Genomic DNA, 21,218 nt, shown 5'->3' on the forward strand with positions numbered 1-21,218 from the left:
CGTGCGCTAGTCGCGTACCACGCGCAGCAGTTCTTCACGGCTGGTAATGCCGGCTGCCAACAGGCGCTCGCCATCGTCACGCATCAGCACCATGCCCTTGGCCAATGCGGCGTCGCGGATACTGGCTTCTGATGCATTGCTGTGGATGTGGGCGGCCATGTCGGCATCAAAGGTCAGCAGTTCAAACACGCCCGTGCGCCCGCTGTAGCCGGTGTGGGCGCAGTGGGCGCAGCCACGGCCTTGGCAGTGCGTGCACAGCTTGCGCACCAAGCGCTGGGCCAACACGCCACGCAGCGACGAGCTCAGCAAAAACGGCTCAATGCCCATGTCAATCAGCCGCGTGACCGCGCTGGCGGCGTCGTTGGTGTGCAAGGTGGCGAGCACCAAGTGGCCCGTGAGCGAGGCCTGAATCGCGATTTGCGCCGTCTCAAAGTCGCGGATTTCACCGATCATGATCACGTCTGGGTCTTGGCGCAGGATGGCGCGCAGGGCCTTGGCAAAGGTGAGTTCAATCTTGGGGTTGACCTGGGTTTGGCCAATGCCAGCGAGCTCGTATTCAATCGGGTCTTCCACCGTCATGATGTTTTGGCGGCCTGCGTCCAGGCGTTGCAGCGCGGCATACAGCGTGGTGGTTTTGCCCGAGCCCGTCGGGCCGGTGACCAACAAAATGCCATGGGGCTGGGCCACCAGCGATTCAAATTCTGTGAGCACCGCACCTTGCATGCCCACCGCTTCCAAGCTGAGCTGGTCTTGGCTCTTGTCTAACAAGCGCAGCACCGCGCGCTCGCCATGGGCGCTTGGCAAGGTGCTCACCCGCACGTCTACCGCGCGGGTGCCAATGCGCAGGCTGATACGGCCGTCTTGCGGCAAACGTTTCTCTGATATGTCCAAATCGGCCATGATTTTCAGGCGTGAAATCATGGCGGCATGCAAAGCACGGTGGGCTTGCACCACTTCGCGCAAGGTGCCGTCCACCCGAAAGCGCACGCACGACTGGCGCTCGTACGGCTCAATATGGATGTCACTGGCCCCATCGCGCGCGGCCTGCGTCAGCAAGGCATTGAGCATGCGGATGATGGGCGCATCGTCCGCAGTTTCGAGCAAGTCTTCCACGGCGGGCAGCTCTTGCATCATGCGGGCCAAGTCGGCCTCGCCCTGTACTTCGTTCACCACGCTGGCCGCGCTGGACTCGCCTTGTGCGTAGGCCACGCTGATGTTTTGTGCCAGGGTCGCGGCCGGTAGCACCTGCACCACATGGGGCTTGTGCTTGCGCATCACCTCTCCCAAGGCGGAAGCAGGCGTAGCAGCGTGCACAAACAAGGTTCGCGTGCCTGCCACTTCATCCAGCAGCAACTGCTGGGAGCGTGCAAACGCGTAGGGAAGGGGGAACGACATGCTTTATTGGGCCAAGGGCGCAGGCACGCCTGCCGGTGCCGTAGGCGTGGCAGGTGTGGGACGGCTCAAAGGCGGCAAGACGACGGAGTCATTGACAGGCAGCACGCGGCTGGGCTCGGGTTGGGCCGCTTGTTGGTTGGCACGCATAAGTTCATAGCGGTCCAGCGCCAGCCGGTCAGAGGCGGCAGCATCGCGAATGACCACGGGGCGCAAAAACACCATCAAGTTGGTCTTTTTGCGGCTTCGGCTTTCGCTCTTGAACAGGTTGCCAAACAAGGGAATGTCCGCCAAGCCGGGCACGCGGTCTTGGCCGCCTGCGTAGTCGTCCGACAGCAAGCCGCCCAGCACCACCACCGCGCCATCGTCCACCAGTACGTTCGACTCAATGGTGCGTTTGCTGGTGGTAGGGCCGTTGGCTGAACTGACCGTGGCCGAGTCGATGTTGGACACCTCTTGGTAGATCGACATGCGCACGGTGCCGTTCTCGCTAATCTGCGGTTTGACCTTGAGCGTCAGCCCCACGTCTTTGCGCTCAATGGTCTGGAAGGGGTTGACCGAACTGCCGTTGCCGCCCCCCGTATTGGTGAACTGTCCGGTTACAAAGGGCACGCTTTTGCCGATGACGATCTTGGCCTCTTCGTTGTCTAGCGTGAGCAAGTTGGGGGTAGACAGTACATTGCCGCTGCCCGTGCTTTCTATAAAACGCGCCAAGAGGCCCAGCACATACACGCCATTGGTTTGCGTGGCCACGCCAATATTCAAGCCTTGGGCTGGTGCCAAAGAGCCTGCTGCAGCGCTGGCTAAGTTCAAAATGTTTTTGCCGCCCGAGCCAAAGTTGGTGCCCAAAAGCCCAATGGCACTGTCGCCCTTATTCCCCGATGCGCCTTGCCACTGAATGCCGAATTCAGCGGCTTTTTCAGAGCTGACCTCGGCAATCAGGCTCTCCACATAGACTTGGGCCCGGCGCGCGTCGAGCTTGTCAATCACCGCTCGGATCTGGCGGTACTGCGGTTCGGTGGCCGTGATGACCAAAGAGTTGGTGCTGGTGTCAGCCTGAATTTGGCCGCCCGTTGTGGGGGCGCCGCCTGTGACGCTCCCACCTGCCGCAGCGGAGGATCCTGCGGAAGCGGCGCTCCCTGCGGCGCGTGCGTCGCCACTTAAGGCCGCACGCAAGGTTGTGGCCAGCTGAGTTGCGTTGGCGTTTTTCAGGTACACCACGTAGATGTTGCCGGCTGCGCCGTTGGCGTTCTCGGGCAGGGTTTTGTCCAAGCGCTCAATCAGGGAGCGCGCCAAGTTCAATCGCGCTTGGTTGGGGGCACGCAGAATCAGTGCATTGGTGCGCGTCTCGGCCAGTACGGTGGTTTTAGCCCCCGAGTCAGCACCGCCCGCTGGCCCCCCCGCATTGTCGAGCAAGCGTTGCAACAAGGGGGCAATGTCTGAGGCGCTGGTGTTTTTGAGTGGCACCACCTCTAAATCGGTGGCATTGGGCACGTCTAAGGCCGCAATGATGCGGGCCAGGCGGCGCAGGTTGTCGGCGTAGTCGGTAATCACCAGTGCGTTATTGCCCGGGTTCACGTTAATGGTGTTATTTGGCGAAATCAGCGGCCGCAAAATGGCCACCAAGTTGTTGGCGTTCTCGTACTGCAGGCGAATGATTTGGGTGGCAAGTTGGTTGGTCGCACCACCTGCGGTGGCAGGTGCGCCGCCGTCTATGGCACCCACGGCGGTGCTTTGCAATTTAGCGTCTGCCTCTGGCACCACTTTGTCAATGCCCTCGCTATTGACCACCGTAAAGCCTTGCAAGCGCAGGGTAGACACAAACAGATTGAACGCCCGCGCGGGTGAGGCCGGGCTGTCTGTGGTGAGGGTGATATTGCCCTTCACGCGGGGGTCCACCACCACATTGCGCCCCGTAATGGCCGCCATGGTGCGCGCCACGGACTCAATGTCTGCGTTGTTGAAGTTCAGCGTGACGGGTTCGCCACGTTTGACGGCAGCAGAGGCCGTTTGTGCATGTGCTGAAGGGCTAAAAATGGCATTTGCGCCCATAAATAAAGCGCAGGCAGCTATTAATTGAATAGCAAATGCATGCGCTAGAGGGCGTAAGCGATAAGACGGCGTGGTGTGCATATCGGTGCAGAGTGGGGTGGCCATGGCGTGCGTTGCCCTCGGGTTATGACGGCAGGGCCATGCGTAGAGTCCCAGACCAGCCATTGGCGGTACGGCTGAGCTTAGCTTGGGTGGGCAGGGCGTGTGCATCGGTGCGCGCAGTGGCAAGCCACTGCGCCAGCACCTCGGGTGCAACGCCTTGCAGTGTGATCGTGGCTTCTTGGTCTTGCAAGCGCACCTCGGCTTGGCTGCCAAATGCGGCTTGTGCGCTCGTTTTGAGGCGCACGGCCGCTTGGGCGGGGCTCAGACTCACCTGGCCTTGCAGTTTTTGCGCCTGGGTTTGCAAGGCCAACATCGCCTGGAGCTGTGTCTCTTGCGCTCGGTACTGCGGCTCAAACTGCTGCAAGGTCCTCAGGGCGGGCGCTACGGCCAATAGCCACACCAGCGCCGAAAGCAAGGCGCTTGCCGCCACTTTGAGTAAGCGTTGGTCCCTGGCGCTCAGGCCCTGCCAGAGGGGGAGAAGGTCTTGTGGTTTCATGGTCGCGGGCTCAGGATCACCAGGTCGCCGTCTGTGCGTAGGCTGAGACTCCGTGCGGCCAGCAGCGGTGCCACACGTTCTTGCGCCTCAGGGGCCAGGCCGGTTCCGCTCAGGCGCAGTTCGCCTGGCAAGTATTCGAGGGCGCTAGGGCCAGAACCACCCGTAGCGGTGGCAGCAGCGCCCCATGCGCTGAGCATGGTCTCAAGGTCACGTTCAGACGCCGTACCACTGGCCTGGCGCAAGCCCCCCACCGCACGTTGCATTTGCAGCAGTGGGTCCACCACCACGGTAACCTGCGGAAAGGTGCTGGTGAGTGTGTTGCGGATGGCTGCGCGCTGCGTGCTTAACTGGGCCTGTGCTTGCCAGGCGTACACGTTAAGCCCCACCAATTGGGCAGCGACTAAGGCCCCAGCCGCCCAGCGTGCAGGGCGCCAGTGTGGCGCGCTCCACAGCTGGAGTGCCGTCTCACGCACGCGACTCCACAAGGGGCTTTGGCGGGCCAGGTCCATTTGGGCGAGGTCCCATTCGGTGTGGCGGGCCATGAGGCGGCGCTGCGCGCTGGTTTGCACTTCGGCATCGCGCCCAAACAGTGCCTGCGCCAAACGGGCGACTGCGGGTTCGGCAATGAGTTCCGCATGCGCGGCCAAGTGGGCCGGCAACAGGCTGGCGGCTGGCTCTGGCAGGCCAGTGCCGCTCGTGCTGGGCAGCGGGAGTTGGTGCACGCCATGGGCGTCTGCCCACACCAAGTGGGGCGCATCCTGGGGCCCCAGCAGCCACAAGGCGGACTGGCTGGCGAATTCTGACGTCATGGTCTCTGCCCAGCGTGTGCCACGGACCCACAGTCTGGACACGGTACGCCGCTTCACAGGCGACGGCGCATACGGCAAGTCGGGCGACCACTCGGGCACCACGCGGTGCGGGCTCATGCCTGCCTTGCGCAAGGCGTCCAAGCTGGTTTGCAACCATGCGCGGTGGCACACACCCACCCACACGGGCTGGCCAGCGCGGGGCTGGGGTTGCAGGGCAAAGTGCATCTGCGCGGGCTCGTCCAGCAGCTGGTCTTCAAGCAGGCCTTCAAGCACGGCCCGTTGGCGCTGCACTTGCTGGCCTTGGAACATGCCCTGGGACAAGGTGCCTGCGGGCATGTGCACTTGGTGCCAAGACAAGGCCCGCCCCGGCACTATCGCAATGACCGTGTGCGCCTGGGCACTGTGCTTTTGCAACTCATCCAGGTTGGCGCTGCCTTGTGCCTCCACCGCGCGACCATCGTCCGACAACACGTACTCCAGACGGCTGGGATCTGGGTCGTCGGTCAAAGGCAGGGTGATCAGAAGGGTGTTCATGCGTGGGAAACCACAGCCGGTGGAGGAGCAACCATTGTACGAAGCACAGCCCGCATTGCACTTAGAAATACGCCTTGTTGCAAAACGCCTTGTCTAGGCATGGGGTGCCGTTGCGCGCCTGGCGATGTCATGGCAGGGTCACAGTGGGTAAAGGGGCCATTTGCAGCACCAAGCCATCCGATTGTGGGGTGTCCGGGTCGGCCAATGTTGCCGAGCGCCCCTGCACCGACTTCACCGCCCACCCTGGTGCGACCAATGCTCCCACGGCAAACGCCTTGGCTGCTTGCCCGTCTACGGCAATGAGTGCAGACCCGGTGTTGCGCGTGTCGGCCACCACCCCTAAGAGGGTAAAGCGGCTGGAGGTGGCTTGCGGCGTGGCCTCAGGCGGCACTGGCGCCGCTTTGGCGCTGTAGCCCAAGGCGCTGGCAACAGCCGCGACGTCGGTGATGACCGCTGGGGTAGTCGCTGGGGCGCCCGCGCTCTGCAGGTCTGCCCCAGGCAACTTGAGCCACCAATAGGCTGCGCAGGCACCTGCCGCCAAGGCCAATAGCAGCGTGAAAAACCGCACGGTCCAAATGGGGGGAGCTTGGGGGGTGGTTAGCATGGTGGCGTGAAAGCGGGTTAGTGGATTTGTATCAAAGAGCGCGTTCCGTCACGCCGTCCAATGATATTTAACAAATTGCCCATTGCCTCCATCCGCTCGGGAGAGGCGCTGGCCTCGCCATTAAAGCGCAAGTGGCCCTGGCTCCAGTCTCCTTGGCCCTGGAGTTGCAACTCACCTTGCAGGGTGCTCAAAGTCAGGGTGGGCGGCGTGTTGCGCCCTTGCTGCGTACCGAGCAGCTGCACCCGGTAACTGCCCATGGGCTTGAGGGTGGACAAGCTGGTAGATAGATCCAAGGCATCGAGCTGCAACTGGCCGGTAAACAAGACGGTGTTGCCATGCATTTGCAGCGCAAACTGCTGCACCGTGGCCTGCATTTCGCCTTGCAGCTGCAAGGTGTTCCAGGGCGTACCCAAGCCGGTCAGCAAAGCCGCTGGCCAATGCAGGGGCGCGCTGGGGCTCAGGTCGCCCAAGCGCAGAGTCAAGCCGTCGAGGTGGGGGGTGATCGTCCACTGCCATGTGCCCGACAAGCAGCAATCTGCAGCCAGGTCCAGCGCAAACCCGTCTGCGTGGGGGCGCAAGCGCCACTGCAAGCGGCTGGGGAGCTGGGTGCTCGTCACGCTGTCGGCACCTGCTGACAGCAGCAATTGGGCCGAGCCCTGCCACACCGTACCCTGGGGCGCACGCAGTTGCACGCGGTCCTGGGAGATGGCGCTGACCGCCCCCGCCAGCCAACGTGCGGGCGCAAACACCAGCGTGCACAGCAGCAGTCCCAGCAGGAGCCCGCAGATCAACCACGCCCACGGTGCACGCGAGGAAGATGGGGTAGATGGCCGGGTGCGTGCAGGTGCCAGTCTGGCAAGGCTTGCGGCGGCGGAGGGGCGTTTGCGCATCATGGGGGCTTGCGTTGGTTCAAGAGTTGGGTGCCGCGCTGGCGCCAAAGCACACGCACTTCGCCCGCTGCATTGCGTTGCACCACGGCATCTTCCAAGCTCACCAGCGCGTCCAGCCGCAACTGGGTGTGTATTTCAAAATGGCGGGTATTGACGCTGTGTTGGCCTTCCAGCAGGTTGGCAGCCAATGCGGGGATGGCGCGTTTCGCGTCTTCCAAGGTCTGAAAGGGCGCTTGCGCGCGCGCTGTCAGCATGCGTTGCGCCTCTGACAAGGGTAGGTCTTTGATGCTGGCCGCCAGTACCAGCGCTGAGGCCGTGTTCAGGTTCACAGGCGTGCGTTCCTTGAGCACCGTGATGTAAGGTGCCAGCGCCGCTATGCTGGTGCGCGACAGCCCCAACCACGCCAACTGGTCCACCGTACGGGGCAGCAGCGGCCCATCTATATTGGAAACTTTCGGTTTGGTGGGTGCGGCTGCACTGCCTTGCCCGCCACCTGGGTCAGAAGCTGCGGGCGTGTCTGCCTCGCTGCCCACGGCCAGTTTCAACTGGCGGACCATGGTGCTGAGCTCGTCAGGCGGCAACTGCAGGCTGGCAAACAGCCGGGTAAAAGCGGCCACCGTGGGCTTGTCTTCTTGCCCATTGGGCTGCAGCAGACTGGTCACATTCAGGCGGGCTTGCAGGTCTTCGATGCGGCCAGACAAAAACGCCTGGGTCAGGCCGTCTTCAAGGCCCGTGCCCACCACCGCATCAGACTGGCTGGCCAAAAATGTGGCCAGACGGGCTTCTTGCAAGCCCACCGCCCAGGGCTCGCCCAAGTGGTCTAGGGTGCGCACATCTTCGCGCAGTAGCAGTCGGGCCCAGTCCAGCGCGCCTTGCTGAATCCACGCACTTTGCACCCGGCTGCGCTCGGCGGTTTCAATTTCAATGCCGCGCCATTGCTGCCACAGGGCCGTAGCGCTCAAGGTGGCCACCAGCGTGACCAAGAGCATGGCCGTCAGAATGGCAGCGCCTTTTTGGCGCGCGCGCAAGGGTGTGAGCGGCTTCATGGGGGCAGGGGGGGCGATGTGGGGCGCACCCAAGCGCGCGTCAGCGTACCGGCCAAGGGGTGCGGGGCCGCAAGCTCTAGCATCAGCTGTATACCTTCTGGAATGGCCGCCGCGGCCAGCGCGTCTTTGTCGGTGCCGGGGCTGGAGAGCGCATTGCTCCAAGCCCCTTCTCGAAAGTAGGTGAGCTGCCACGCGCTGATGGGCACCACCGCGGTGGCAAAGGCTGCTTGGCTGGCCTGGGTACTGTTGCCGCTGGTGTTGCTCTGCAGTGTGCTGCTAGGCACCGCGCCAGTGGCAGCCCATAACTGCGCTGCTTGCCACGCGGCCAGCCAGTTCAGGCGGCTTTGCACCGGGGCGGACTGCCATCGCATCCACTGCTGTACCCCAGCCACTTCACGCAGGCTCCAAGCCACCACCACAGCCCCTGCACTGGGGTCCGCGCTGTGGCGCCGGGTGAGGCGCAGCGTGCGGCCATCCCAGTCCAGCGGGGTGGTGTTGGCCAGTTCGGTCATGGCGTCCAGATCGGCCACCCATTGGGACAGGCCTGCGTCCACGGTGAGCACGGCGTCCCCGTAGTCGCGGCTGTGGCCCACGCCCATGTGCATGCCGTCTAGCGCGCGCCAGCCCACCACCGCAATCACCGCCATGATGGACAGCGCCACCAAAAGCTCAATCAGGGTGAAGCCGTGTTGCGCGCGGGCAGCGCATGCATGCTGTGCCATCAATAGCGTCCCACCACGGTGCTGAGTTGCAACACGGCGCGGTCTTCTAGGCTGAGCTGTGCTTGCACTTTGCGAAAGTTGGGATTCGGGGTGGGCTGCACATGCACCAGCACCGTGAGGGTGCGGCCGGCTTGCACGCAGCTGCTGGTGCTGTCACCTACATCGGGAAATTGTTTACTCAAGCGCACTTGGGCCAGCGTATTTTCAGCGCAGAGCTGGGCCAGTACGCGGTCGGTTTGGCGTTCCGAGTTCAGACGCAAAGACGCGGTTGCATGCATGCCTGCTATCAGGGCGGTAGACACAATAGCCAGCGCCACCAGCACCTCAATCAGGGTAAAGCCCTGCAGGCGCGTGCGTGTCATGGCGCGTTAGCAAGCCCGGGCGCGGGGCTCACGACAAAAGGGCGCAGGCCGTCGGTGCTGACTTGCAGCGCAATCTGGGGCGCGTCAGGGCTCCACAGGCGAATGCTTTGCGCCGGAATGATGGGCTCGGGGCCAAGCAGCAGGGCCTGGGCGGTGCTTCCTGTCACGCTGGCGCTGGACCAGGTGTAGGCCAGTTCAGGCTTGCTGGCATTGGGCGTTGGGGGCGTGCCTTCGCGCACAAGCCCTTGGGGCACCATGCGCCAGCGCACGGCTTGGCCCTGTGCGCGGGCTTGGGCGCGTGCAGCCTCTAGGCTTGCGGCCAAGCTTTGGGCCTCTTTGGCCAGCATGGTGTGTTGGGAGTCTTGCATGGCTAGCGAGAGCGCGGCCGTCGCAAACGCGATGATGGTGATCACCACCATGAGCTCTAGCAGGGTAAAGCCACGCGTGGTGCGGCGCCAAGCGCCAGAGCGGTAGGGGCGTGTTTTACTGCCAGCTACCAATGTCGGCATTGTCACCCTCACCCCCTGCTTGGCCGTCCGCACCGAAGGACAGCACATCGACCTCACCCTTGAGGCCGGGGTTCAAGTATTGGTAGGCGTTTTTCCAGGGGTCGGTGGGCAGTTTCTCAATGTAGGGGCGCCAGTTGGTGGCCTTAGGGCCGTTCGTTGGGGCGGCTACCAAGGCTTGCAGGCCTTGCTCTTGGGTGGGGTAGCGCTGATTGTCGAGCTTGTAGAGCTTGAGCGCCTGCATCAGGTTGGTTACATCGGTCTTGGCCGCTGTTTTGCGCGCGTCGTCCAAACGGCCCATCACCGTGGGCACCACAATAACGGCCAGCAAGGCCAAGATAGATACCACGACCACCAGTTCAATCAAGGTGAAACCGCGTTGGGCCGTGCGAAGAGGGCGATGAAGGAGCTGTGGCATGGTGTCTGAAGGCTTTGAACGGTGAGAGAGCGGCAATGATAATGCGCGCCCCGTTGCTAGCCTACAGCGGCACCCTTTTGTCACTGACTGTTACGCCGGGCTGTGTGATTCATGCGACGGAGACGCCGCTACATGGCTACCAACACCATCGGTACCGAAACGCAGCGAGAAGTTACGGCTGACCTCTCTAGCGACGGCACCTGCGCGTGGGGCGAGATCAGCCGCGCTGCTTGCCGCCGAACACTTCGATCTGCTTCTAAATGAATAGCTTGCTGCGTATATTCCATGGGCGCTAGAGGCTACTTTTGCAACAAACCACCAGCGATGAACGATGCCAAATGGAGGGCCGCAGCATGATGGGTTTGTCATTTCTGGCCCTTGGGCTGTTGTGCTTGGCCTTGAGTTGGTACCCCGCCACGCGCGTACCGAATCGCTTGTCCATCCGGGCCCCCCATACGTCAGTACACCCGGCGGCGTAGTAGCAAGGTTGCCCCAGCTCAATGGGAGGTTTACCTGCTCGGCAGGCTTAGGTGGGCACGTAGATGAGAGCGCGTTTGACGCGCTCGCGGCACACACAAATTTGACGGACGGGGAAACCAAATGGCCGCCATTCAAAACGCTGGTGTCAATGCCGTGCTCGCAGATATCGCGTATGTGGAAAGGATAAAAACGGGGCGATAGATGCAAGTCGCTTCAAAGACCGCCTCACCCAATCCCACGGGGACTTCCTCGCCGCCAGCTTCTCAGCCAAAGACAGCGTGGAGTCACCTAGTACCTTGGGTTCGCAGCTCGACCCTCGTAAGTGGGTAGACCAAGTTTTGATTCCCAAGGGAACACAGTTCCGTCATTTGCGTCCGCACCATTCTTGATGACAATTTCCATCAATGAAGGAACCGTCTACATGAGAACCACAGTCACCATTGACGATGCCCTCTACGAGCAGGCGGCCAAGCGCTTGGCGGCGCTGGGTGGCAGCGCGCCGCTGATGCCAAGCATCCCCCGCTGCGAAACCGAACCACCGCCGCAGTGAGTGTTTTGACCGAGACCTCGGTTTGGGTGTCGCACTTTCGCCAGCGATCCCCAAGGGGGGCTCACCCGTCTGGCCGCGCTTTCACCTTGGCACCGTCTTGCAGTTTGATGTCGGGGTAGACCACCACTTGCGCATTGACTGCCAAGCCCTCGGGCACCCAGGCTTGTGTGCCATTGCGGGCTTGGACCGTGACCTCTTGCAAGCGCACACGGCCTGCCTCCAGCACCAACACGCCGGACCGTGCTCCGATGGGAAACAAGGCACTCACGGGCACCATGACAGCCCCGTCTTTCACCTGGACCAGCACGCGCACATCCACCTTGAAGCCATCGCCCAAGCGCTTCCACACATCTTGGGGGCTCGTGATGTCGGCAATCACGTTGACCCGTTGCTCCTCCACGCCTAGCGCAGACACTTTGGTGAAAGCGGCTGGCTCCACATAGCGCACCACGCCTTGCAACATGCCCGGGCCGCCCCAGTTGAGCAGCTGTACCGGCGTGCCAGTGGCCACCTGCGCGGCCTCCTCGGTCAAGATGTCTACCACCACCTCCAAGCGCGCGGGGTCTCCAATTTCGACCAAGCCGGTACCGGCTTGCACCACGCCTTCGCTTTGGACCAGCACCTTGAGCATCTTGCCCGCCACCGGTGAGCGCACGGTGAAATCACTTTTGCCAACGGCTTGCGTGCCCGCCGTGCCGTAGTCGCGCAGGGGCGCACGGCTTTGCTCCAGGGCAAACAGGGCAGCCGTTTCGGCTTGGCGGGCGGCTTCCAACTCGCTCAAGCGCAAAAGCTCGGCCAAACGGGTGCTTTCACTTTGGGCCGGTGAAACAAAGCCTTGCCGCACCAAGGCCGCGTTGCGCAACACATCTACACGGCTTTGGGCCAGCGCGGCGGTAGCGGCCACCACACTGGCGCGTGCTTGCGCCAAGGCGGCCTGCGCAGCACCCACACGGGCCGTCTGCTCGGCTTGGCTGCGGGCATCTAGCAAGGCGGGCGCCAAGGGCGAGACCACGGCCACGGCGGCCCCGGGTAGCACGCTATCGCCCTGCACCAGCGTCATGCGCGCTAAATGGCCTGCTACGTGAGTGGACACCACATAGCGTTCGCGCACGCGGGTTTTGCCGTCTTCTTGCACCGCACGCGCAAAACGGCCTTGGGTCACGCGGGCCACCTCTACTTCCATGGGGCTGGGCCAAAAGGCCCACACCAGCCCTGCCAAGAACGCGAGGCCTGCTGCGGCCCAAATCAGTTTGTTTTTCATGGTGGTCTTCAGTGGAAAGTGAGGCTGTGAAATGCTGTGGCTTCATTCGCGGGTTTTGAGCACGCCCACCAGGTCTAGCTGGTCAATGCGGCGGCGCACGATCAAGGCGCTGATGACGCCCGCCACCACCACGCACACCACCGCAAAGGCATAGGTGGCGGGCTGAATGGCAAACGGAAACGAAAACTCGTCACTGCGAATCAGCGTGACGATGCCCAGCGCCAGCAGGTAACCCAAGCCCATGCCCAAGGGCAAAGCCAGTGCGATTTCAATACCCAGCTCGCCCAGCAAAATGGCAGACACCTCGGTGCGGGTAAAGCCCAGCACCCGCAAGCTGGCCAGCTCCCAAGCCCGCTCTGCCAGTGCAATGCGCGCGTTGTTGTAGACCACGCCCACCGCGATGACGGTGGCAAACACCGTGAGCACCAGGCTAAAGACCAAGATGTTGCGGGCCGTCACATCGGTGATGTTGCGCGCCATCACCTGCTTGCTGATGGCCACGCCTACTTGCGGCAATTCCTTCAAGCGGTTGAGCAACTCCGGCTCGTGGCCGCGCTCTACCGCCACCATGATTTGGTTGACCATATCGCCCTCATGCAGCACGGCATTCAACGCCCGGCGTTCCATATAGGCGTTCATGCCCAAGAGTTCGTGCACCGTGCCGGTGACGGGGAGGTTGACGATCTCGCGGCGTCCTTCTTGCACCTCCACCCGCACCATGTCGCCTGGTTTCACGCGCAACTTGGCCGCTAGGCGGTCGGTCAGCAGCAATCCATGGCGTGGCGCATCCAAGGCTCGCCTATCCAGGTTGACGATGCGAAACAAGTCCGGGACTTCTGGCTTGCCTTGGATAGCACCACGATGGTGGTGGTTGGCGTTGACCAAACGTACCGATACATTGCGGGCACCCTCCACGGCTGTGACATAGGGCAACTGGGCAGCCGATTGCAGAACGCGGGCGGCTGTTGCCTCCCGCAGGTTGATGGATACATCGCCCCGCAGCACTTGGCGGAACTGGGTGTCCATCAGCACCGCCACTGCATCACGCATGAAAGCACCTGTGATGACCGTGGCCATGGCCATGGCGACCCCGAGCGTAGTGGGCAAGGTGCGCAGGCGGTGTCGCTCCATGGTGCGCAGAATCATGCGCAGCGGTGGCGAGAACCAGTCCTTCATGCCCCAGCGCTCTAGCAGCATGGGTCTGTAGGCGCCGGGCGACGGCGGGCGCATGGCCTCGGCGGGCGCAAGCAGCACCGTGGCGCGAATGGCACTGAGCGTGGCCAGCACGGCCGCCGCAAGGGCCACCCCAGCAGCGATCAGCATCAACGCTGGTGCGAGCCGGTAATGCAAGGTGGGAAAGCGAAAGGTCTTGGCATACAAACCCACAAAGCCTTGCCCCAGCGCGGCCCCCAGCGCCACACCGACGACCAAGCCCAGCACCACGATCAGCAACACAAACTTGAGGTAGTGCAAGCCAATAGCACGGTTGCTGTACCCCAGCGCCTTGAGGGCAGCCACTTGCTCGCGCTGGCTGGCGATTTGGCGACCCAGCACCACGTTGAGTAAAAACGCCGCCACTGCCAAGAAAATGCTGGGCAGCACCGTGCCCATCATCCGCTGCTGTTTGATCTCCGAGTTCAAAATCACATCCGACAACTGCTGGTCGCGCCCGTGGGCACTGATGCCGCCGTAGGGTCCAAGCAGACGGTCCAACTGGTCAATGACAGCGCCCTCACTGGCACCGGGGCTCAAGCGCACCGTGACTTGGTTGAAAGCGCCCTCCATGTTGTAGGCCGTGGCCAACGCCTGGCGGTCAATCCAAAAAATGCCAAAGCCCCGCTGGTCAGGCGAACCACCCAGTCCCGCAAAGATGAACTCCGGCGACAAGCCTATGCCCACCAGGCGCAGGCGCTCTCGTTTTCCGTTGATGAGCGCGGTGACTTCATCGCCCATCTTGAGTTGGTGCGCCTCGGCAAAGGCCTCGGACACCAGGGCTTCCATGGCCCCGCTGCCGTGCGCGGCCACCATGCGACCTTTGCGCAAAGAGACCACATTGAGCTGCTGCGTAGCGCCGGGGTCCAAGCCGATGAGTTGCCCGGCAATCGGGTCCGACACGCCGGGGATGGCAATAGGCACCACCTGCGCCAACCCAGCCTGCACATGGGCAGCGCCGTTGATGGTTTCAAGCTGACCTTGAAGCGCCCATGGCGCACTCTTGAGACTGCTAAACACATCGGCAAAGCGGGACTCGGCGTAGTACACATCGCGCGACCAAGACAGTGAGTCATACGCACTGAAGCTGGTGATGAAGCCTCCCACCCCACTGGCCACGACCAAGGCGATGGTGAGTGCTTGGCTCCACATCAGGCGCAGGTCGCGTAGCAGTTTGCGGTCCAGAGTTTTCATGGCGTGGGGCTCACCATGTCAATTCGGAGGGCGCCACCTTGTGGTCGTTTTGCACCATTTTTTCAATACGGCCGCCACTGAGGTACAGCACCCGGTCTGCCATGCCCGCAATGGCAGCGTTGTGCGTGATCACGATGGCCGTGGTGCCCATTTCGCGGTTGATGCGGGCAATGACCTCCAGCACCAGCTTGCCCGTTTGGTAGTCCAGCGCGCCGGTGGGCTCGTCGCACAGCAGCACCTCAGGCTTTTTCACAATGGCGCGGGCAATGGCCACGCGCTGTTGCTCGCCACCCGAGAGCTGCGAAGGAAAGTGGTCCACCCGCTCCGCCAAGCCCACCAGCCCAAGTGCCTCTACGGCAGGCATGGGGTCTTTGGCAATGTCGGTGACCAGCTCCACGTTTTCACGCACGGTCAGGCTAGGGATGAGGTTGTAAAACTGAAACACAAAGCCCACATGGTCGCGCCGGTAGAGCGTGAGCTCGTCGTCGCTGGCATGGGTCAGGTCGTGCTCGGCAAACTGGGCTGTGCCGCTGCTGGGGCAGTCCAATCCCCCCAAGATGTTGAGCAAGGTAGATTTGCCACTGCCTGATGCTCCCAGCAAGACAATGAACTCGCCCTTGTAGATGGTGAGGTCTACGTCCATCAAGGCGTTGACCTTGACCTCGCCCATGTCGTACGTCTTGGCGAGCCCCTTGGCCTGGAACACCACCGCTCTGTCCGACGTGTCGGTGCCAGTTGTTGCCTCGGATTGCCTATCTGACTGTGCGCTGGCGACCGGCGTAACTGCGACAGGAGTCGTAGCCAATGCATTCGGCATGGAACCCCCGTAGAAAGGTGACTGGATACTTGAAGTGTGCGCACGGGTGTGCATTAGGTCCGTTCGATGGCGCACTGTCGGTACAAAGGCACAATGGCGCGTAGCCGTCGCCACCATTGCCGCATTGATTAACAGCTATTTCCTCTACCCCCATGCCGCCTCAAGTCTCCGTTCTTCCTGACTCTGCTCCAGCAGCCTACACCGCGCGATTTGAGGCGCTGGACGCCTTGCGTGGGCTGGCCGTGCTGTGGATGACGGTGTTTCATTTCTCGTTTGACCTCAACCACTTTGGGTTCACGGCGCAGAACTTTTACGAAGACCCGGTGTGGACGGTGCAGCGCACCTGCATCTTGAGCCTGTTCTTGTTTTGCGCGGGTGCGGGCCAAGGCATTGCGGTGGCACAGGGGCAAAGCTGGGCGCGCTTTGCCAAGCGCTGGGGGCAGATTGCGCTGTGCGCGGCCTTGGTGAGTGCGGGTTCTGTGCTGATGTTTCCCAACAGCTGGATCAGCTTTGGCGTATTGCACGCCATGTGTGTGATGCTGGTGCTGGCGCGGCTGCTCGCGCCGACCGGGCGCGCCCTGTGGGCACTGGGCGCTGTGGCCATGGCGGCTGGTTTGGTGGGGCCGTGGCTGCATGGCACGGTGCCAGACTTGGCGTGGCTAGACAGCCGCTGGTGGTACTGGCTAGGCTGGGTGAGCCACAAGCCGATGACCGAAGACTATGTGCCGATTTTCCCTTGGCTGGGTGTGATGCTGTGGGGCGTGGCCGCTGCGCAGTGGGGCCTCAAGCACAAGCTGTTTGACCGGTTGCAGACCCTAGAACCTCCCAAACTGCTGGGCTTTGTGGGCCGATGGAGTTTGACTTGGTACATGGTGCACCAGCCCATACTCATGGGCTTGCTCATGGGCTGGGTGTGGGTGGTGCGCTAGCTAAGTCAGTGTTTTCACACGTTGGTTGCCATGCTGATCGCCATGGCTTCTGCCACCTTGATGCCGTCTACTCCCGCAGACAAGATGCCACCGGCGTAGCTGGCACCTTCGCCAGCGGGGTACAGGCCCGCCACGTTGGTGCACTGCAGGTTCTCGCCGCGCGGAATCTTCAGCGGTGACGAGGTGCGGGTTTCCACGCCGGTGAGCACGGCGTCGGCCATGTCAAAACCTTTGATCTTGCGGCCAAAGGCTGGCAATGCCTCGCGTATGGCAGTGATGGCGTACTCGGGCAGGCTGGGAGCCAAGCTGCCTAGCTTGACGCCGGGCTTGTACGAGGGCAAGACTTCGCCAAACGCCGTGGATGGACGCTGTGCCAAGAAGTCGCCCACCAGTTGGCCCGGGGCTTCGTAGGTTTTTCCACCCAAGGTGTAGGCGCCTGATTCGAGCTTGCGCTGCAGGGCAATGCCGGCCAAGGGGTGGACGCTGCCTTGGGCCAGCAGTTGCTGGGCTTGTGCGGCATAGCGGCCACCGGCCTCCCCACCAAAAGCATGGACGAAGGCGTCGTGGTCGCTGGGGTAATCGGGTGGGTCTATGCCCACCACAATGCCTGCGTTGGCATTGCGCTCGTTGCGCGAGTACTGGCTCATGCCATTGGTCACCACACGCTCGGGCTCGGAGGTGGCAGCGACCACTGTGCCGCCGGGGCACATGCAAAAGCTGTAGACGCTGCGCCCATTGGCTGCGTGGTGCACCAGCTTGTAGTCTGCAGCACCCAAGGACGGGTGGCCTGCATGGCGGCCCCAGCGGGCGCGGTCAATCACGCTTTGCGGGTGTTCAATGCGAAAGCCCACAGAGAATGGCTTGGCCTGCATGGCCACGCCACGGTCAAACAGCATGGCAAAGGTGTCTCGTGCGCTGTGGCCCAAGGCCATGACCACATGGTCAGCCGCCAGCTCGGTGCTTTCTCCGGTGGCCAAGTTGAGTACTTGGAGGCCACGCACTTGCTTGTGGCCACCTTGCTCGTTGATCAACACATCGGTGACTTTGTGTTCAAAGCGCACTTCACCGCCCAGCGCAATGATTTGCTCGCGAATGCTCTCCACCACTTTGACGAGCTTGAAGGTGCCGATGTGCGGGTGGGCCTCGACCAAAATTTCAGCCGGTGCCCCTGCTTTGACAAACTCTTGCATGACCTTGCGGCCCAAATAGCGGGGGTCTTTGATTTGGCTGTAGAGCTTGCCGTCTGAGAAGGTGCCCGCACCGCCCTCGCCAAACTGCACATTGCTCTCGGGTTTGAGCACTTTTTTGCGCCACAGACCCCAGGTGTCTTTGGTGCGCTGGCGCACTGTGGTGCCGCGCTCAATCACGATGGGCTTGAATCCCATTTGCGCCAGCATCAGGGCCGCAAAAATGCCGCAGGGCCCAAAGCCCACGACCACGGGGCGCAGGGCCACGTCGGCAGGCGCCTGCACGGGATGGCGGTAGGCCATGTCGGGCGTGGCCTGCACATGGGGGTGCTTGGCAAACTGCTCCAGCACGCGTGCCTCGACGGCAGGGGGAACGGCAATGTCTACGATGTAGACGGCCAAGATTTCAGCCTTGCGGGCGTCAAAACTGCGCTTAAATACCTGCAGCTCTGCAATGTCGGAGGCCGCAATACCTAGCAGTTGGGTGATCAAGCCCGTGATGGCTGCGACCGGATGGGGCAGAGGGATGCGGTCTTCGTCCGTTTCACTGGGGGCGTCCGCCGCGCGGCGGGTGTCTACAGGCAGGGCGGAAAGCGGGAGTTTGAGTTCAGATATTCGCAGCATAGAAGGCTCGTAGTTATCAAGCAGGCGGCAATTTTAAGGGGCGTGGGCAGCATCATGCGCAAATGGGAGGGGAACATCAAGGGCAAGCTTTGGCTTGAGCCACCGTGGGCAGTAGCCTTTCTGGTGCTTGTCGCCTTGGTGTTACTGCAATGTCTTGTTGACCTGAGCCCCGCGTTGTGGCTTGCGTTGCGGTTTGACCGAGCCGCGTTTGCCAGCGGTGCCTGGTGGCAAGTCTTGACTGCGCAGGGTGTGCATTTTGGTTGGATGCATGCGCTGTTCAATGGCCTAGGGTTTGCGCTGCTGATCGTGGTTTTCTATGGATGGGTCGCGGTGCCCATGCAATGGATTGCGCTGCTGGGTGGGCTTGTGGGGGTTGCCTTTGCGGTGGTGCTGGACCCGCAGTGCGCGGTATACGCTGGCGCGTCAGGCGCTTTGCATGGCTATTGGGCGGGTGGGGCGCTGGCCCTGTGCCTCCACAGCGTGAGGCAGCGCAATCAGTCTGTAACCCCATACCTGCCTGGCTTGCTGGGACTGCTGATGCTTGCCGCGCTGGCACTTAAGCTGGTGTGGCAACACGTGGGCGGCGACCGTGGTGCCGTGGCAGCCTTAGGTTTGCCAGATGGGGTTGCGGTGTACGCGTCAGCGCATTACTTCGGCGCGATTGGAGGTGCGGCTGCAGCCTTGGGCGTGGTCTTACTGCGCGCGCTAGTGCAGCGCGGCGGCGCTGTGCCTGCGCAAACCCACAGCGCAGAGGCTGAATACGAACAGCAAGGCTAGCTCGGCCCCATTGCTCGCCCCGCCGCCGCCGCTTGCGGCAGCTGCAACCGGCAGCGAACCCGTAACGCTGATATTGACCACACTGGCGCTACCCGCTGTAGCGCCGTCTGTGGGGGCGATGCTGACGGTGTAGTTGCCAGGCAATGCATAGCCCCAGCTGAACACCCCGGTGACGGCATTGAATGAGGCCCCTGAGGGCACGCCGGTGGCTGTAAAGCTCACTTCGTCGCCATCTATGTCGGTAGCCGTGGCGGTGAAATTCAAACTGCCGGTCGCCGCCACGGTTTTGGGCCCAATGGGGCTGATGGACGGGGCGTTGTTGGGCGTGCCTTGCGCCAACATGAGGGCTTGCAAGGCTTTGAATCCATCCAACATGCCGGCTCCGCAAGTGGTGCGACCAAAGCAGTAAGTGCCGCTGGGGTAGGCGCGCGCCGTGTTGGTGAGGTAGGTTTTGACCTCGGTGGGCGTGATAGAGGGCTTGATCTGGTACATCATGGCGGCCACCCCTGCCACTTGGGGGGCAGCGAAGCTGGTGCCTTTGCCGCCGATGTAGGTCTCTGAACCGGGAACGGTCGTGCCGGTGTTTGAAGTTGAATAGATGGTGCTGTTGTCCCCGGCAATGGTCAGCCCTAGGCCGCCACCGGGCGCGCTGAGTGTGGGGTTAGGCCCAGCGCCTGATATGGGTCCTAGGTTTGAGTAATCGGCAAGATCGCCAGTCCGCGTGTGCGCACTGACCGCAATGACTCCTGTGCAGTTAGCGGGAGCCCCCATATAACTCGCCTCGTTCCCAGCCGCGACGACCACGGTAACGTTGGCGTTGAAAGCAGCGGTAATGGCATTTTGAAACGTGACAGAGCAATTCGATTCACGATTGCCTAGGCTCAAGTTAAGTACTTTGGCCGGATGTGAGTTGACGGGCAAGCTGCCATCGTTGACCCCTATGGCCCATAAGATTCCAGCTGCGATGTCGGAGGTATAGCCCCCGCACACTCCCATCACCCGAACCGCCAAGAGCCTGGCTGCGTGAGATACCCCAATAATGCCCGCGTTGTTATTCCCCTGCGCGCCAATGATGCCAGCCACGCGCGTGCCATGCCAACTGGAGTTGCCCGTGGTGCATTGGGTGGGGTTGGTGTTCCAGTCGCCAGGGTCAGCCGGATCGGTATCTCGGCCATCACCATCATTGGCCGTGAAGAAGGGGGAGCCACTAAGGTCGCCCGACACAAAGTCATAGCCAGGAACCAAGTTGGTGTTTAGCTCCGCATGGGGGCGGTAGCCCGTGTCCAGCACGGCCACCGTGACGCCTGTGCCGTTGTGCGAGCGGCCCCAAGCATTGGGCATATTGGTTCCCGCGAGCTCTGCGGCGGGAGACTTGAGGTTCCATTGTCGGCTGACGTAGCTGCTGTCGTTGGGCAAGAACGTGGGGTACACCGGTTCGTCGATTTCGGCGTACTCCACGGCGGCATCTTGCGCAAGGGTGTGTGCCAGTGCACGCAACTCATGGCGGCTGAGCGCAGTACTGCTGACCAGCACATGGCTGTTGCGGTTGATGGCTTTGAGGTGGCTTAGTTGGACGTTTCGGTGCCCATTGCCGGGTTCTTGGGCCAGTGCGCTAAGGCGCGTCGCGCGTTCGGCCTCATCGGGTAAAGCCCTGCGGCGAAGCCTGCCATCACTCTCATCTTTGTATTTGACGATGAGTCTGCGCAATCGCTCTTCGCGTTGTGGCACTTGGGCAAGAGGCGCGGTTACCTGGTCTTGCTGTGGGTCTGCCAGCAAATTGCATGGGGTCAATGCCAGCACGGCCAAGCCTAGCGCCGCGAGCAGCGGGTTCCATTGCGGCCAGGTCAGGGGTGCGCGCACGGTGGAGGCGTTCAGTTGCTCGACTTCGCCTTTTGATCAGCTTCCACGCGCAGGACATTGGGTATCTCACCAATTTGCAGCAGCAGTTGCCCATAAGTGCTACCCAGCGGTGGGGCAAAAGCAAAGACATGGGTATCGGCCGAGACTGCGTCAATGTAATCCGCAGTGGCCTTGGTTTTTGTGCGCACAGCACGCAAAAAGGTGGTGGCGTCGAAATCAGCGCCCCGTTGGAATTGCACAATGACCCGCAGCGCCGGCAGTTGACTGGGCGCGGGGGTGTTTTGTGCACATGCTACAAGGCTTGCCAAGCCCAAGAGGAGGCCCAGTAGCCTGCGGCGGTTTGGGGTGTGGGGCACGGGGCAAACTCCAACGTTGTTGGGCCCTATTGTAACTT

The 21,218-nt window shown here is 62.2% G+C and carries 20 protein-coding genes; 3 read left to right on the plus strand and 17 right to left on the minus strand.

The window, feature by feature from the left end:
* Positions 1 to 6: 6 nt before the first annotated feature.
* The 11 genes from EXZ61_RS04445 to gspG all read right to left on the minus strand — a co-directional run bounded on the left by EXZ61_RS04445 (position 7) and on the right by gspG (position 9,933).
* Positions 7 to 1,395: a GspE/PulE family protein gene (locus tag EXZ61_RS04445; protein ID WP_142809415.1), complete on the minus strand. Its 1,389-nt coding sequence runs from the start codon at positions 1,393 to 1,395 to the stop codon at positions 7 to 9.
* 3 nt (positions 1,396 to 1,398) lie between these two features.
* Positions 1,399 to 3,525 carry a type II secretion system secretin GspD gene (gspD, locus tag EXZ61_RS04450; protein ID WP_142814100.1) on the minus strand — a complete coding sequence of 709 codons (2,127 nt, stop codon included), beginning with the start codon at positions 3,523 to 3,525 and terminating at the stop codon, positions 1,399 to 1,401.
* Positions 3,526 to 3,568: 43 nt separating this feature from the next.
* Positions 3,569 to 4,042, minus strand: coding sequence for a type II secretion system protein GspM (gene gspM, locus EXZ61_RS04455; RefSeq protein WP_142809417.1), 474 nt, complete (start codon positions 4,040 to 4,042; stop codon positions 3,569 to 3,571).
* Positions 4,039 to 5,385: a type II secretion system protein GspL gene (gene gspL / locus EXZ61_RS04460; protein WP_142809419.1), complete on the minus strand. Its 1,347-nt coding sequence runs from the start codon at positions 5,383 to 5,385 to the stop codon at positions 4,039 to 4,041. Before gspL ends, gspM begins: the two co-directional genes overlap by 4 nt.
* Positions 5,386 to 5,512: 127 nt before the next feature.
* A complete protein-coding gene (locus EXZ61_RS04465; RefSeq protein ID WP_142809421.1) occupies positions 5,513 to 5,989 on the minus strand; it encodes a type II secretion system protein N in 477 nt (158 codons plus the stop codon).
* Between the two features lie 17 nt (positions 5,990 to 6,006).
* On the minus strand, positions 6,007 to 6,882 hold the full coding sequence (gspN, locus tag EXZ61_RS04470) for a type II secretion system protein N (RefSeq protein WP_237219088.1): 876 nt from the start codon (positions 6,880 to 6,882) through the stop codon (positions 6,007 to 6,009).
* Positions 6,879 to 7,925, minus strand: coding sequence for a type II secretion system minor pseudopilin GspK (gene gspK / locus EXZ61_RS04475; protein WP_142809423.1), 1,047 nt, complete (start codon positions 7,923 to 7,925; stop codon positions 6,879 to 6,881). The genes gspN and gspK overlap by 4 nt, the downstream gene beginning before the upstream one ends.
* Positions 7,922 to 8,647, minus strand: a complete 726-nt coding sequence (locus tag EXZ61_RS04480; protein WP_142809425.1) for a PulJ/GspJ family protein — start codon at positions 8,645 to 8,647, stop codon at positions 7,922 to 7,924. Before EXZ61_RS04480 ends, gspK begins: the two co-directional genes overlap by 4 nt.
* Positions 8,647 to 9,009 (minus strand): type II secretion system minor pseudopilin GspI, encoded by a 363-nt coding sequence (gspI, locus tag EXZ61_RS04485; RefSeq protein ID WP_142809427.1) that lies wholly within the window; start codon positions 9,007 to 9,009, stop codon positions 8,647 to 8,649. Before gspI ends, EXZ61_RS04480 begins: the two co-directional genes overlap by 1 nt.
* Complete coding sequence (locus EXZ61_RS04490; protein ID WP_142814102.1) at positions 9,006 to 9,518, minus strand: type II secretion system protein; 513 nt, start codon at positions 9,516 to 9,518, stop codon at positions 9,006 to 9,008. Before EXZ61_RS04490 ends, gspI begins: the two co-directional genes overlap by 4 nt.
* Positions 9,493 to 9,933 carry a type II secretion system major pseudopilin GspG gene (gspG, locus tag EXZ61_RS04495; protein WP_142809429.1) on the minus strand — a complete coding sequence of 147 codons (441 nt, stop codon included), beginning with the start codon at positions 9,931 to 9,933 and terminating at the stop codon, positions 9,493 to 9,495. Before gspG ends, EXZ61_RS04490 begins: the two co-directional genes overlap by 26 nt.
* A 901-nt stretch (positions 9,934 to 10,834) precedes the next feature.
* On the opposite strand from gspG, the gene EXZ61_RS22345 reads away from it, so the two are divergent.
* Positions 10,835 to 10,963 (plus strand): hypothetical protein, encoded by a 129-nt coding sequence (locus EXZ61_RS22345; RefSeq protein ID WP_281063820.1) that lies wholly within the window; start codon positions 10,835 to 10,837, stop codon positions 10,961 to 10,963.
* Positions 10,964 to 11,024: 61 nt separating this feature from the next.
* Here EXZ61_RS22345 and EXZ61_RS04500 read toward each other — a convergent pair whose 3' ends face one another.
* From EXZ61_RS04500 to EXZ61_RS04510, 3 genes are read right to left on the minus strand one after another with little or no spacing between them, the layout of a single operon-like run.
* Positions 11,025 to 12,224, minus strand: a complete 1,200-nt coding sequence (locus EXZ61_RS04500; RefSeq protein ID WP_142809431.1) for an efflux RND transporter periplasmic adaptor subunit — start codon at positions 12,222 to 12,224, stop codon at positions 11,025 to 11,027.
* Positions 12,225 to 12,266: 42 nt separating this feature from the next.
* Positions 12,267 to 14,630, minus strand: coding sequence for an ABC transporter permease (locus EXZ61_RS04505; protein ID WP_142809433.1), 2,364 nt, complete (start codon positions 14,628 to 14,630; stop codon positions 12,267 to 12,269).
* Between the two features lie 10 nt (positions 14,631 to 14,640).
* Positions 14,641 to 15,300, minus strand: a complete 660-nt coding sequence (locus EXZ61_RS04510; protein WP_237219156.1) for an ABC transporter ATP-binding protein — start codon at positions 15,298 to 15,300, stop codon at positions 14,641 to 14,643.
* A gap of 299 nt (positions 15,301 to 15,599) precedes the next feature.
* On the opposite strand from EXZ61_RS04510, the gene EXZ61_RS04515 reads away from it, so the two are divergent.
* Positions 15,600 to 16,376 carry an acetyltransferase domain-containing protein gene (locus EXZ61_RS04515; RefSeq protein WP_142809437.1) on the plus strand — a complete coding sequence of 259 codons (777 nt, stop codon included), beginning with the start codon at positions 15,600 to 15,602 and terminating at the stop codon, positions 16,374 to 16,376.
* Positions 16,377 to 16,390: 14 nt separating this feature from the next.
* Here the strand turns inward: EXZ61_RS04515 and EXZ61_RS04520 are convergent, their stop codons facing one another.
* Positions 16,391 to 18,187: an NAD(P)/FAD-dependent oxidoreductase gene (locus EXZ61_RS04520; RefSeq protein ID WP_142809439.1), complete on the minus strand. Its 1,797-nt coding sequence runs from the start codon at positions 18,185 to 18,187 to the stop codon at positions 16,391 to 16,393.
* Positions 18,188 to 18,241: 54 nt separating this feature from the next.
* On the opposite strand from EXZ61_RS04520, the gene EXZ61_RS04525 reads away from it, so the two are divergent.
* Positions 18,242 to 18,964, plus strand: a complete 723-nt coding sequence (locus EXZ61_RS04525) for a rhomboid family intramembrane serine protease (RefSeq protein ID WP_168224699.1) — start codon at positions 18,242 to 18,244, stop codon at positions 18,962 to 18,964.
* On the opposite strand, the gene EXZ61_RS04530 is transcribed toward EXZ61_RS04525, so the two are convergent.
* Together EXZ61_RS04530 and EXZ61_RS04535 are read right to left on the minus strand one after the other, a co-directional pair.
* Positions 18,893 to 20,824, minus strand: coding sequence for a S8 family serine peptidase (locus EXZ61_RS04530; RefSeq protein ID WP_142809443.1), 1,932 nt, complete (start codon positions 20,822 to 20,824; stop codon positions 18,893 to 18,895). The two genes, EXZ61_RS04525 and EXZ61_RS04530, sit on opposite strands and share 72 nt — an antisense overlap.
* An 11-nt stretch (positions 20,825 to 20,835) precedes the next feature.
* Positions 20,836 to 21,180 carry a hypothetical protein gene (locus tag EXZ61_RS04535; RefSeq protein WP_142809445.1) on the minus strand — a complete coding sequence of 115 codons (345 nt, stop codon included), beginning with the start codon at positions 21,178 to 21,180 and terminating at the stop codon, positions 20,836 to 20,838.
* Positions 21,181 to 21,218 lie beyond the last annotated feature (38 nt).

Origin of the sequence: Rhodoferax aquaticus (genome assembly GCF_006974105.1) — a bacterium.
GTDB lineage: Bacteria > Pseudomonadota > Gammaproteobacteria > Burkholderiales > Burkholderiaceae_C > Allorhodoferax > Allorhodoferax aquaticus_A.

Coding starts and splice junctions, on each gene's coding strand:
- EXZ61_RS22345 (WP_281063820.1), top strand. CDS start 10,835: ATGAGAACCACAGTCACCATTGACGATGCCCTCTACGAGCAGGCGGCC.
- gspD (WP_142814100.1), bottom strand. CDS start 3,525: ATGCACACCACGCCGTCTTATCGCTTACGCCCTCTAGCGCATGCATTT.
- EXZ61_RS04515 (WP_142809437.1), top strand. CDS start 15,600: ATGCCGCCTCAAGTCTCCGTTCTTCCTGACTCTGCTCCAGCAGCCTAC.
- EXZ61_RS04500 (WP_142809431.1), bottom strand. CDS start 12,224: ATGAAAAACAAACTGATTTGGGCCGCAGCAGGCCTCGCGTTCTTGGCA.
- EXZ61_RS04520 (WP_142809439.1), bottom strand. CDS start 18,187: ATGCTGCGAATATCTGAACTCAAACTCCCGCTTTCCGCCCTGCCTGTA.
- EXZ61_RS04445 (WP_142809415.1), bottom strand. CDS start 1,395: ATGTCGTTCCCCCTTCCCTACGCGTTTGCACGCTCCCAGCAGTTGCTG.
- EXZ61_RS04490 (WP_142814102.1), bottom strand. CDS start 9,518: ATGCCGACATTGGTAGCTGGCAGTAAAACACGCCCCTACCGCTCTGGC.
- EXZ61_RS04510 (WP_237219156.1), bottom strand. CDS start 15,300: ATGGGCGAGGTCAAGGTCAACGCCTTGATGGACGTAGACCTCACCATC.
- gspI (WP_142809427.1), bottom strand. CDS start 9,009: ATGACACGCACGCGCCTGCAGGGCTTTACCCTGATTGAGGTGCTGGTG.
- gspM (WP_142809417.1), bottom strand. CDS start 4,042: ATGAAACCACAAGACCTTCTCCCCCTCTGGCAGGGCCTGAGCGCCAGG.
- gspK (WP_142809423.1), bottom strand. CDS start 7,925: ATGAAGCCGCTCACACCCTTGCGCGCGCGCCAAAAAGGCGCTGCCATT.
- gspL (WP_142809419.1), bottom strand. CDS start 5,385: ATGAACACCCTTCTGATCACCCTGCCTTTGACCGACGACCCAGATCCC.
- EXZ61_RS04465 (WP_142809421.1), bottom strand. CDS start 5,989: ATGCTAACCACCCCCCAAGCTCCCCCCATTTGGACCGTGCGGTTTTTC.
- EXZ61_RS04525 (WP_168224699.1), top strand. CDS start 18,242: ATGCGCAAATGGGAGGGGAACATCAAGGGCAAGCTTTGGCTTGAGCCA.
- EXZ61_RS04480 (WP_142809425.1), bottom strand. CDS start 8,647: ATGGCACAGCATGCATGCGCTGCCCGCGCGCAACACGGCTTCACCCTG.
- gspN (WP_237219088.1), bottom strand. CDS start 6,882: ATGATGCGCAAACGCCCCTCCGCCGCCGCAAGCCTTGCCAGACTGGCA.
- gspG (WP_142809429.1), bottom strand. CDS start 9,933: ATGCCACAGCTCCTTCATCGCCCTCTTCGCACGGCCCAACGCGGTTTC.
- EXZ61_RS04505 (WP_142809433.1), bottom strand. CDS start 14,630: ATGAAAACTCTGGACCGCAAACTGCTACGCGACCTGCGCCTGATGTGG.